The organism is Escherichia sp. MOD1-EC6162, assembly GCF_002965125.1.
Taxonomy (GTDB): domain Bacteria; phylum Pseudomonadota; class Gammaproteobacteria; order Enterobacterales; family Enterobacteriaceae; genus Escherichia; species Escherichia marmotae.
The window spans coordinates 62,897-75,285 of sequence record NZ_PTSB01000015.1 but is presented as its reverse complement, the minus strand read 5'-3'; the positions used below and the strand labels follow the sequence as shown (position 1 = coordinate 75,285).

Annotated in this window: 9 protein-coding genes; 4 read left to right on the top strand and 5 right to left on the bottom strand. The window is 52.3% G+C overall.

Features of this window, described 5'->3' with window-relative positions; all coding sequences use genetic code 11:
* The first annotated feature begins 7 nt into the window (after window positions 1-7).
* Genes A9587_RS14165 through A9587_RS14150 form a run of 4 tightly spaced genes read left to right on the top strand, consistent with a single transcriptional unit; the run spans window position 8 to window position 6,785 of the window.
* Window positions 8-1,129 carry an efflux RND transporter periplasmic adaptor subunit gene (locus A9587_RS14165; RefSeq protein ID WP_001516483.1) on the top strand — a complete coding sequence of 374 codons (1,122 nt, stop codon included), beginning with the start codon at window positions 8-10 and terminating at the stop codon, window positions 1,127-1,129.
* On the top strand, window positions 1,129-4,236 hold the full coding sequence (locus A9587_RS14160) for an efflux RND transporter permease subunit (protein WP_000492824.1): 3,108 nt from the start codon (window positions 1,129-1,131) through the stop codon (window positions 4,234-4,236). Before A9587_RS14165 ends, A9587_RS14160 begins: the two co-directional genes overlap by 1 nt.
* 3 nt (window positions 4,237-4,239) lie before the next feature.
* Window positions 4,240-5,613 carry an efflux transporter outer membrane subunit gene (locus A9587_RS14155; protein WP_105263573.1) on the top strand — a complete coding sequence of 458 codons (1,374 nt, stop codon included), beginning with the start codon at window positions 4,240-4,242 and terminating at the stop codon, window positions 5,611-5,613.
* An 8-nt stretch (window positions 5,614-5,621) separates the two neighbouring features.
* On the top strand, window positions 5,622-6,785 hold the full coding sequence (locus A9587_RS14150; RefSeq protein WP_105263572.1) for a multidrug effflux MFS transporter: 1,164 nt from the start codon (window positions 5,622-5,624) through the stop codon (window positions 6,783-6,785).
* 61 nt (window positions 6,786-6,846) lie between these two features.
* Here A9587_RS14150 and sapF read toward each other — a convergent pair whose 3' ends face one another.
* The 5 genes from sapF to sapA are packed head-to-tail and all read right to left on the bottom strand — an operon-like array spanning window position 6,847 to window position 12,129.
* Entirely contained in the window at window positions 6,847-7,653 is an 807-nt protein-coding gene (gene sapF / locus A9587_RS14145) for a peptide ABC transporter ATP-binding protein SapF (RefSeq protein ID WP_000573415.1), read from the bottom strand.
* Window position 7,654: 1 nt separating this feature from the next.
* Window positions 7,655-8,647: a peptide ABC transporter ATP-binding protein SapD gene (gene sapD, locus A9587_RS14140; protein WP_001128856.1), complete on the bottom strand. Its 993-nt coding sequence runs from the start codon at window positions 8,645-8,647 to the stop codon at window positions 7,655-7,657.
* On the bottom strand, window positions 8,647-9,537 hold the full coding sequence (gene sapC / locus A9587_RS14135; protein ID WP_105263571.1) for a peptide ABC transporter permease SapC: 891 nt from the start codon (window positions 9,535-9,537) through the stop codon (window positions 8,647-8,649). Before sapC ends, sapD begins: the two co-directional genes overlap by 1 nt.
* On the bottom strand, window positions 9,524-10,489 hold the full coding sequence (sapB, locus tag A9587_RS14130; RefSeq protein WP_105263570.1) for a putrescine export ABC transporter permease SapB: 966 nt from the start codon (window positions 10,487-10,489) through the stop codon (window positions 9,524-9,526). Before sapB ends, sapC begins: the two co-directional genes overlap by 14 nt.
* Window positions 10,486-12,129 (bottom strand): ABC transporter substrate-binding protein SapA, encoded by a 1,644-nt coding sequence (gene sapA / locus A9587_RS14125; RefSeq protein WP_105263569.1) that lies wholly within the window; start codon window positions 12,127-12,129, stop codon window positions 10,486-10,488. The genes sapB and sapA overlap by 4 nt, the downstream gene beginning before the upstream one ends.
* Window positions 12,130-12,389: the final 260 nt, after the last annotated feature.

Genomic DNA, 12,389 nt, shown 5'->3' with positions numbered 1-12,389 from the left:
GAAAATAATGAAGTATATAGCAACGTCTGTAGTGGCAATGCTGCTCTTATCTGGTTGTGATAATACGCAAAATAACAATTCATCCCCGTCGGAAACAGAGGTGGGCGTTGTTACGCTCAAATCTCAACCGGTTTCTGTAGTCAGTGAATTAACCGGGCGCACCAGTGCGGCACTCAGTGCTGAAGTACGTCCGCAGGTTGGGGGAATTATCCAGAAACGCTTGTTTAAGGAAGGTGATCTGGTTAAGGCCGGACAGCCGCTCTACCAGATTGATTCGGCCAGTTATCGGGCGGCATGGAATGAAGCCCGTGCTGCGTTGCAACAGGCGCAGGCACTGGTAAAAGCCGATTGCCAGAAAGCGCAGCGTTATGCCCGACTGGTGAAAGATAGCGGCGTGTCACAACAGGATGCTGATGATGCTCAGTCTACCTGTGCACAAGATAAAGCCAGTGTAGAAGCGAAAAAAGCTGCACTGGAAACCGCGCGAATTAATCTTGACTGGACCACGGTCACCGCGCCGATTTCCGGGCGCATAGGCATTTCGTCGGTGACGCCTGGCGCACTGGTAACCGCGTCGCAGGATACGGCGTTAACGACTATTCGTGGTCTGGAAACGATGTACGTTGATCTCACTCGCTCCAGTGTCGATTTACTGCGTCTGCGCAAACAGTCGCTGGCAACCAACAGCGATACCATGAGCGTCTCACTTATCCTGGAAGATGGTACAACGTATAGCGAAAAAGGTCGGCTGGAACTCACCGAAGTGGCCGTTGATGAATCTACCGGTTCGGTGACATTACGGGCGATTTTCCCTAATCCACAGCAGCAGTTGTTACCGGGTATGTTTGTTCGCGCTCGTGTCGATGAAGGCGTGATGGAAAACGCTATTCTCGCGCCGCAACAAGGTGTTACGCGTGATGCTAAAGGTAATGCTACCGCGCTGGTGGTGAATAAAGACAATAAAGTAGAGCAGCGCACGCTCGAAACGGGAGAAACCTACGGTGATAAATGGCTGGTGTTGAACGGCCTGCACAACGGTGACCGACTGATTGTCGAAGGTTCCGCCAAAGTAACTTCAGGGCAGACCGTCAAGGCCGTTGAGGTTCAGGCTAATGGAGGCAATGCCTGATGTTTTCGCGTTTTTTTGTTCGCAGACCCGTCTTTGCCTGGGTTATCGCCATTTTGATTATGTTGGCGGGGATTCTGGCCATTCGCACATTACCCGTCGCGCAATATCCTGATGTTGCGCCGCCGACCATCAGAATTTCAGCTACTTATACCGGTGCTTCTGCCGAAACGCTGGAAAACAGCGTAACTCAGGTTATCGAACAACAACTTACCGGGCTGGATAATTTGCTCTACTTCAGTTCCACCAGTAGTTCGGATGGCTCAGTCAGTATTAACGTGACGTTTGAACAAGGCACTGACCCTGATACCGCGCAGGTGCAGGTACAAAATAAAATACAGCAGGCAGAGTCACGTTTACCGAGCGAAGTACAGCAAACCGGTGTCACGGTGGAGAAATCACAAAGCAACTTTTTGCTGATTGCTGCCGTATATGACACTACCGACAAAGCGACCAGTTCCGATATTGCTGACTGGCTGGTGAGTAATCTTCAGGACCCGCTGGCGCGTGTTGAAGGCGTAGGGAGTCTGCAAGTTTTTGGGGCTGAATATGCGATGCGCATCTGGCTTGATCCAGCCAAACTGGCCTCATACTCGCTGATGCCATCCGATGTACAAAGTGCAATTGAAGCGCAAAACGTGCAAGTTACTGCCGGGAAAATCGGTGCTTTACCGTCATCGAACACGCAACAATTGACGGCAACAGTTCGTGCTCAGTCACGCCTGCAAACCGTTGAGCAATTTAAAAATATTATTGTTAAAAGCCAGTCAGACGGCGCGGTTGTTCGCATCAAGGATGTGGCTCGCGTTGAGATGGGTAGCGAAGATTATAACGCCATCAGTAAGTTGAACGGTCATCCGGCCGCAGGGGTAGCCGTGATGCTCTCACCGGGAGCGAATGCGTTAAACACGGCGACGCTGGTAAAGGATAAAATCGCAGAATTTCAGCGCAACATGCCACAGGGATACGACATCGCTTACCCAAAAGACAGCACTGAATTTATTAAAATCTCCGTAGAGGACGTAATTCAGACGCTGTTTGAAGCCATCGTACTGGTGGTTTGTGTGATGTATTTATTCCTGCAAAACTTGCGCGCTACGCTGATCCCGGCGTTAGCCGTGCCGGTCGTCTTGCTGGGGACGTTTGGCGTTCTTGCGTTGTTTGGCTATTCGATTAATACCCTGACGTTATTTGCAATGGTACTGGCGATCGGCCTGTTGGTGGACGATGCCATTGTGGTGGTGGAGAACGTCGAACGTATTATGCGTGACGAAGGACTGCCTGCGCGTGAAGCAACGGAAAAATCAATGGGCGAAATTTCTGGCGCTCTGGTTGCTATTGCTCTGGTACTGTCTGCCGTATTTCTGCCAATGGCGTTCTTTGGGGGATCTACGGGGGTAATTTATCGTCAGTTTTCGATAACCATTATTTCCGCCATGCTGCTTTCCGTGGTGGTCGCATTAACGCTGACTCCTGCGCTTTGTGGTTCTGTCCTCCATCATGTTCCACCGCATAAAAAAGGTTTTTTCGGCGCATTCAACCGCTTTTACCGTCGTACTGAAGAAAAGTACCAGCATGGCGTCCTTTATGTTTTGCGTCGTGCGGTGCGGGCTATGGGTGTCTATGTCGTGCTGGGCGGTGGAATGGCTCTGATGATGTGGAAACTGCCGGGCAGTTTCTTACCCACTGAAGACCAGGGCGAAATCATGGTGCAGTACACGCTGCCAGCCGGAGCGACCGCAGCTCGTACAGCAGAAGTAAACCGCCAGATTGTTGACTGGTTCCTGGTAAACGAAAAAGCAAACACTGATGTCATTTTTACCGTTGATGGTTTTAGTTTTAGTGGTAGCGGGCAGAACACCGGGATGGCGTTTGTCTCGTTGAAAAACTGGTCACAACGTAAGGGTGCAGAAAATACCGCCCAGGCCATTGCCTTACGGGCAACCAAAGAGTTGGGGGCAATTCGTGATGCTACGGTATTTGCCATGACTCCACCTGCGGTTGATGGTCTGGGGCATAGCAATGGCTTTACGTTTGAATTAATGGCAAGTGGTGCTACTGACCGTGAAACCTTACTTCAAATGCGTAACAAGTTGATTGAACAGGCTAATCAAAGCCCTGAGCTGATTTCTGTACGTGCCAATGACCTGCCGCAAATGCCGCAATTGCAGGTAGATATTGATAACAATAAAGCTGTATCGCTGGGTTTGAGTTTAAGTGATGTCACCGATACGCTGGCCAGCGCGTGGGGCGGTACTTATGTGAATGACTTTATTGACCGTGGCCGTGTGAAAAAAGTCTACATTCAGGGCGACAGTGAGTTTCGTTCTGCGCCGTCAGACTTAGGGAAATGGTTTGTGCGCGGTAGCGATAACGCCATGACGCCATTCTCTGCTTTTGCTACTACGCGCTGGATCTATGGCCCGGAAAAACTGGTGCGTTACAACGGCTCCGCGGCTTATGAAATTCAGGGGGAAAACGCGAGTGGTTTTAGTTCTGGCGACGCGATGGCAAAAATGGAAGCTCTGGCAAACAACCTTCCGGCAGGGACAACCTGGGCCTGGAGTGGCTTGTCATTGCAGGAGAAACTGGCCAGCGGTCAGGCACTGAGTCTGTATGCGGTCTCTATTCTGGTGGTTTTCCTCTGCCTTGCAGCACTGTACGAAAGTTGGTCAGTTCCGTTCTCGGTCATTCTGGTGATCCCGCTGGGGCTGCTCGGTGCGGCGCTGGCGGCCTGGATGCGTGATTTAAACAACGACGTTTACTTCCAGGTGGCGTTATTAACCACTATCGGTTTGTCGTCGAAAAACGCCATTCTGATTGTGGAATTTGCCGAAGCGGCGGTTGCTGAGGGCTATTCCCTGAGTCGTGCGGCATTACGCGCGGCGCAGACCCGTTTACGTCCAATCATCATGACCTCGCTGGCGTTTATTGCGGGGGTTATGCCGCTGGCGATGGCGACCGGTGCAGGTGCGAACAGCCGCATCGCCATTGGTACGGGCATTATTGGCGGTACGCTGACCGCTACATTACTGGCCATCTTCTTCGTTCCTCTGTTTTTTGTGCTGGTTAAACGTTTGTTTGCCGGTAAACCGCGCCGTCAGGAGTAAGTTATGTTGCGTCGTTCTCTAATTTTTCTGGTGCTGTTGAGTGCGGGATGTGTCTCGCTCGATCCCCACTACAGCACGCCCGAATCCCCAATCCCGGCGAGCTTGCCGGGAGCACAGGGGCAGGGGAAGGCAATCAGCCATGACTGGCAACAGGTGATCCACGATCCCCGATTGCAGCAAGTGGTGACCATTGCACTGAACAGTAACCGCGATGTGCAAAAAGCGATTGCTGATATTGACTCAGCGCGGGCGCTCTATGGGCAAACTAATGCGTCGTTATTCCCGACGGTGAATGCAACCTTAAGTTCGACCCGCAGTCGTTCGCTGGCGAATGGCACGGGGACCACTGCTGAGGCTGACGGTACGGTGTCCAGTTTTACGTTAGATCTGTTTGGTCGTAATCAGAGTTTGTCACGGGCAGCGCGAGAAACCTGGCTTGCCAGTGAATTTACAGCCCAGAACACCCGTTTAACGCTGATTGCCGAAATCAGCACCGCCTGGCTGACCCTGGCGGCCGATAACAGCAACCTGGCTCTGGCAAAAGAAACGATGGCCAGCGCAGAGAACTCATTGAAAATTATCCAGCGCCAGCAGCAGGTTGGCACGGCGGCAGCGACAGATGTCAGCGAGGCGATGAGTATCTATCAGCAGGCGCGCGCCAGCGTTGCCAGCTATCAGACGCAAGTGATGCAGGATAAAAATGCCCTGAACTTACTGGCGGGTACAACACTTACGGAAAATCTGCTACCGGGAACACTGGAAAGCCTGCCGGAGCAGATGATAAGCCTGGTTCCTGCGGGAGTGTCATCTGACGTTTTGCTGCGTCGCCCGGATATCCAGGAAGCGGAACATAATCTGAAGAGCGCCAATGCTGATATTGGTGCCGCGCGGGCTAACTTTTTCCCGACGATTTCGCTGACTGCAAGTGCTGGCGTCGGCAGCGACGCATTATCGTCGCTGTTCAGCCACGGAATGCAGGTCTGGTCATTTGCGCCCTCGGTAACATTACCGCTGTTCACCGGCGGTAGTAATCTGGCGCAGCTTCGTTACGCAGAAGCACAAAAGCGCGGGCTTGTTGCCACCTATGAGAAAACCGTTCAGAGCGCTTTCAAAGATGTTGCTGACGCGCTGGCTCGTAGAGCAACAGTTGAAGAACAACTGGATGCACAGCGTCAGTATGTTAAAGCTGAACAACAAACGGTCGATATTGGCCTGCGCCGCTATCAGGCCGGTGTCGGTGATTACCTGACCGTGTTGACGGCACAACGCACTTTGTGGAGCGCACAGCAGGCGTTACTGGCATTGCAACTGACTGATTTCACAAACCGGGTAACACTTTGGCAGTCGCTGGGCGGCGGCATGTCATCACTTAAGTAAGGAATAGTATGGCTAGAGTCTCTCTTTCATGGGCATTGATTCTTGGTCTTTTAGCCGGTATCGGCCCGATGTGTACTGACCTTTATTTGCCCGCATTACCTGAGATGTCGGAGCAACTGGCGACAACCACGACCATAACGCAATTGACGTTGACCGCGTCACTAATCGGTCTTGGCGTAGGGCAACTGTTATTTGGCCCTCTGAGCGACAAAATAGGGCGTAAACGCCCGTTAATCTTGTCGTTACTATTGTTTATTGTCTCCTCCATTTTGTGCGCGACAACTAACAATATTTACTGGCTGGTGGTCTGGCGTTTTATTCAGGGGATCGCGGGGGCAGGTGGTTCGGTGCTCTCTCGTTCTATTGCTCGTGACAAATATCAGGGGGTAACGCTGACCCAGTTCTTTGCACTGTTAATGACGGTGAATGGCCTGGCTCCGGTATTGTCGCCAGTGCTGGGAGGTTACATTGTCAGCACCTTTGACTGGCGCACTTTATTCTGGGTAATGGCTGAAATTAGCACCGTACTGTTGCTGGGCTGTCTGTTATTTATCCATGAGACATTGCCAGAAAATAAAAGGGGCTCATCATTACTATTAACCGGACGAAGTGTGGTGCAGAACCGCCGTTTCATGCGTTTTTGCCTGATTCAAAGTTTTATGCTGGCTGGCTTGTTTGCGTACATCGGTTCTTCGTCTTTCGTATTACAGAAAGAATTTGGCTTTAGCCCAATGCAATTCAGCCTGGTGTTTGGCCTTAACGGCATCGGGCTTATCATCGCTTCATGGATCTTCTCACGACTGGCCCGACGACTTAACCCGATGAAATTGTTGAGAGTCGGCCTGGTAGCGGCGATTCTGTGTGCATTGCTCACTGTCTTATGTGCATGGTTGCAGTTACCCATTCCGGCACTGGTGGCATTATTTTTCACCATCGCATTTTGTAGCGGCATAGGCACTGTTGGTGGGGCTGAGGCAATGAGTGCTGTAGGGGCGCAAGAATCAGGAACGGCATCTGCGCTGATGGGGATGAGTATGTTTGTCTTTGGCGGTATAGCTGCGCCGTTATCGGGAGTAGGTGGGGAAACTCTGTTAAAAATGAGTCTGGCGATTACGGTGTGTTACACGTTGGCATTGCTGGTTGCTCTCACCAGAATCGACAGTCAGAAGTAATGGATTAATGAATGCCTCATTCTGACGGGGATTTCCCCCTGTCAGAATGAGGCGCCGAAGATTAACGATCTTTGCGCCACGCATCTGCCGTCAACGCTTCGCCAAAGTGCCCGGAAATGAGCCGCTTGGTGAGTTCATGTAGCGGCGATGCCAGCACGTCAGCCGTACTGCCGCGCTCGACCACTTCGCCCTGATGCATGACCAGAACCTGGTCGCTGATATGCTTCATCATCCCAATGTGTTGGGTAACATAAATATAAGAAATGCCCTGTTTTTCTTGTAACTCCAGCATCAGGTTAATCAACTGCGAACGCATCGACATATCCAGCGAGGCGAGAGCTTCATCCGCGATAATGACTTTAGGGCGCAATATTAGTGCGCGAGCCAGACCCAGACGCTGTTTTTGCCCTGGTGCCAACATATGCGGATAGTAACTGACGTGATCCGGCAGCAGTCCGACCATACGCATCGTTTCAATAATCTGTTTGCGCCGCTGCTCAGGCTCGAGGTCAGTGTTCAGGCGCAGCGGAAAATCCAGGATCTGCGAGATACGCTGACGTGGATTCAACGAGGTCGACGGGTCCTGAAAGATCATGCGAATCCGCTGGCTGCGGAAAGAGTAATCGCCAAAATGCAGCGGATGATCGTCAATCAATAACTCACCGCTGGTTGGCTCAATCATTCCCGCCAGCATTTTCGCCAGCGTCGATTTTCCGGAACCGTTCTCGCCAATAATCGCCAGCGTCTGGCGTTCACGCAGCGTAAAGCTCAAGGGTTTTACGGCTTCTACGGTCTGACGACGAAACCAGCCGGTTCGGTAGCGGAACGTTTTGCTTAAATTACGCACTTCGAGCAGGGTTTCTATCATCTCACTCTTTCTCCATGTTCAGCGGGAAATGACAGGCATAGAGATGATTTTTCGCCCCCGTCAAACGCGGCGTCACAATACATTCTCGTTGTGCATACGGGCAACGTGGTCCCAGACGACAGCCAATCGGTAATTGTTCCAGCAGAGGGATGGCACCGGGCAGCGTATTGAGGCGACTTTTATGCGGCATCGCGCTGCCGAAGTCCGGTATCGCGCGGATCAACGCCTGGGTATAAGGATGATGCGGCATCGTCACCAGCTCCTTACTTGGCGCGGATTCCACCGTTTGGCCACAGTAAAGCACGTTAATTTTATCCGCCCATTGGCTAAGCATTTGTAAGTCATGGCTGATAAGCAAAATGGTGGTGTTACTGTTCTGATTCAGACGCGTCAGCAGGCGAAAAATTTGCGCCTGGGTGGTTGGCTCCATCGAGTTTGTCGGTTCGTCAGCTATCAGCAGACGTGGTTGATTTGCCAGCGCGATGGCAATCATCACTTTCTGGCATTCACCTTCGGTTAACTCATACGGAAAGCTGCGCATCGCATCTTTGTGATCTTTAATCCCCACACGGTGCAGCAGCTCAATGGCACGGCGTTTGCGCCAGCCAAAACGCTGCCACCAACGCCCTTTGTAGGTCCAGGCCGGGATATTTTGCATCAACTGACGACCCACACGTTCAGAAGGGTCGAGACACGATTGCGGTTCCTGAAAGATCATCGATACATTGTGCCCAACCAGCTTGCGCCGTTCGCGCGCGGAGAGACGCAACAGATCGATATCATCAAAACGCATACGGTCAGCGGTAACACGCCAGTTATCTTTATTAACGCCACAAATCGCTTTCGCAATCAAACTTTTGCCGGAGCCAGACTCGCCAACAAGGCCACGGATTTCACCTTCGGTTAAGGTCATACTCACGCGGTCAACGGCTTTAACCCACTCATCACCGGTTTTAAATTCAATGGTCAGGTTACGAATATCCAGTAACGGCATTATTCCACCCCCGCAATAATCGCACGACGTACACCATCGCCAAGGAGGTTAACCAACAACACACTGATCATAATTGCCGCTCCAGGCAGCATCACGGTCCACGGGGCGACATAAATCAGCTCCAGTGCATCGCCAAGCATCGCTCCCCATTCAGGCGAGGGGAGTTGCGCGCCGAGATCGAGAAAGCCCAGCGCGGCGATATCAAGAATTGCCATCGACAGTGCGCGGGTGATCTCTGTGACCAGTCCGGCGGTAATGTTCGGCAACACGGCAAACCAGAGAATATTCAGCGTCGTTGCGCCATCCAGACGGGCAGCAATAACGTACTCTTTTTCCAGCTCATCATGCACCATGCTGTAGACCGAACGCACCATACGCGGCAGTAACGCCAGCCAGACGGCAAACATTGCGTGCGACAAACTCGGCTCGGCAAACGCGACGACGATAATCGCCAGCAGCAGGGACGGGATCGCCAGTAAAGTATCCAGAATATGGTTAAGCACCGCTGACCGTAAACCATGCGTAGCACCGGCGAAGGTGCCGAGCACAAGACCACAGATTGTCGCGGCAAGCGTCACCACAAATGCGCCGCCGACGGTAGGCGCAGCACCGCTCAGTAAACGGCTTAAAACATCGCGACCAAGGTCATCGGTGCCGAGGAAAAAAGAGACTTCTCCGTAGCGCGACCATGACGGCGGCAACAATTGATAACCGAGAAATTGCTGGTCGATGTCGTAAGGCGCAAACCAGCCGCCAAAAATACACAACACAGCCAGCCCCGCGCAGCCGTACAGGCCGACCATTGCAGCGGCATCACCATAGAATTTGCGCCAGGCGGTACGCAGCGTGCCGGGCGGGCGCTTCTCGCTGTATACGCTATCGTAAGGCATACCATTCCTTATGTTTCAGAGGGTTAGCCATGGCACCCAAAATATCAGAAATCACGTTAACAATAATGACCAGTGAACCGCAGACCATCACTCCGGCGGAAATGGCTGCGTAATCCTGCTGGCGGATGGCGTTAATTAACCAGCGGCCAAGTCCAGGCCAGCTAAAGACCATTTCGGTGATCATCGCCAGTGTCAGCATGGTGGAGAACTGTAATCCCAGGCGAGGGATGACAGGAGGTAACGCGTTATGTAACACGTGGCGACGCAAAATAGTAAAGCGCGACAAACCGCGGGTTGCCGCTGCTTTCACATAGTTCTGGTCATACACTTCGATGGTGCTGATACGCATCAGACGGATCACTTCGGTAGTCGGTGCAACCGACAGGGTGATGACTGGCAATACCATATGACGCATTGCGCTCATGATCATTTCATCCCGCCACGGTGAGTCCGAAAGCCAGGCATCAATCAACGCAAAACCGGTAATCGGTTTCACTTCGTAGAGCAGATCGAAACGCCCTGAAACGGGCAGCCAGCCTAATGTAAGCGAACAAAACAGCGTCAACAGAAGTGCCAGCCAGAAAACAGGGATTGAAAAGCCCAATAACGCGATGGCGTTGATCAAATTATCCTGCCACTTATGGCGTGTAATTCCGGCAATCATCCCCATGGGGATCCCAACAATCAGCGCAAAACCGAAGGCGAGAATGCACAGCTCCATCGTCGCCGGGAAGACCTCTTTTAACTGCTCGGCAATCGGCTGACCGTTAATGCTGGAAACGCCAAAATCCCAGTGGATCAGGCCGTTAAACCAGAACACCCATGCATTCCACAGCGACGCGCCTTGTAACGGCGCATGTGGCGTGAAATAGCTCAAACTGAAGCCAACAAAGGTCAGCAGGAACAAGGTCACGATCAATAACAAAATGCGGCGTAAGGTGAAGATAATCATGGTTTTTTCACCTCATTTTGCTTTTCGCGGTACACCCCTGCGAAGGAGGCGTTACCAAACGGGCTAAGAACCAGCCCTTTGATATCGTAACGGTAGGCCTGCAAGCGCAGTGACGAGGCCAGCGGCAGAATGGGCAACTCCTGCGCCAGAATACTTTGCGCTTCGTCATAGGCTTCAATACGCGCAGCCAGTTGCTGCGAGGAGAGCGCCTTACGCAATACGCTGTCAAATTTCGGATCGCACCAGTGGGCAAGGTTGGTCTGGGAGTGAATGGCCGCACAGCTCAGTAACGGACGGAAGAAACTGTCCGGATCATTACTGTCCGTCGCCCAACCGGATAACGTCAGATCATGGCTCATATCCATCAATCGCGCCTCCTGAAAACGACCTTCTACCGGTACAATCACCACTTTCACGCCGGCCTGCGCCATATCCGCCTGAATGAGTTCGGCGGTCTTCAGCGGGCTGGGGTTCCACGCCTGTGAGCGCGTCGGCACCCACAGTTTCAGCGTTAAGTTTTCCAGCCCCAACGCCTTCAACTGTTCGCGTGATTTCGCTGGATTGTATTCGGTAATTTTAGCCTCGTTGTCATAAGCCCACGAGGCGCGCGGTAAAATTGAGGCCGCAGTTTCAGCCGTACCGTAATAGATAGATTGCATCAGGCGCTGGTTATTGATCGACAACGCCAGCGCGTGGCGGACTGCTGGATTATTTAGCGGCGGTTTGGCGGTGTTAAACGCCAGATAGGCAACGTTCATCCCCGGACGCAGCGTTAAACGCAAACGCGGGTCATCGCGCAAAATAGATAGCTGACTGGCAGCGGGCCAGGCCAGAACGTCACATTCACCGGTCAAGAGTTTCGACAGCCGTCCGGTGCCGCCAGAGCCTAAATCCACCACCACCTGCGGCATCAACGGCTTGCCTCGCCAGAATTCATCATGACGTTGTAAGCGAATATATTGCCCCGTGCGATTTTCCGACAGTTTATACGGTCCGGTGCCGACGGGCTGGCGGTCGAGTTGCTCCTGGCGATCTTCTTGCTCTAACTTCTGGGCGTATTCGGCAGACATTACCGACGCATAGTGGGTTGCCAGGTGCCATAAAAAGGAGGCGTCAGGCTGGGACAGACGGAACTCAACGGTGTGATTATCCAGCTTGCGGACGCTTTTAACGTTGTCGGCAAATTGCAGACTGTCGAAATAGGGGAAGTTGCTACCGTTGACGTTATGCCACGGGTTGCTGCGGTCAAAAATTCGCTGGAAGGTAAACACCACATCATCGGCATTCATTTTGCGTGTGGGAGTAAACCAGGCCGTTTTTTGAAACGGGACATCGCGGCGCAGGTGGAAGCGATAGGTCGCGCCGTTGTCGAGCACTTCCCAGCTTTCGGCAAGTTCCGGCATCAGACGATAGGTATAAGGATCGACATCCAGCAGTCGATCATAAAACTGGGCGGCAAGGGTATCGACAATTAACCCACTGCTCGCTTTGGATGGGTTAAAGGTGTTGACTTGTCCGCTGACGCAATAGACAAAACCGCTGTCGCGGATATCAGCGTGCGGGGTGGGTTCAGGCGCGGCGATTGCCTGACCACTCACAAGTCCAGCAATCACCAAAAGAGACGATAATACCTGGCGCATAATATTAAGGGATTTTATGTAAATAGGCTATCTTACTAATATTTAATGACATTTGCCATTACCGTTTGTGTTCAGGGGTCGTAATGAGGGCCGTGTGGTTGGTCGTTGAACAGGTGGCGTCGCCATCTGTTCAACATTCGTCCCCATGATTTCTTTATAACTATAACTCACAGAACAACTTAGCGAGGTGCAGACAGGCGCGATCGTGAGACTGACTGCAGATTGCTGACAAGGTGTGTCTCATTTTTAGCCGGATGCGG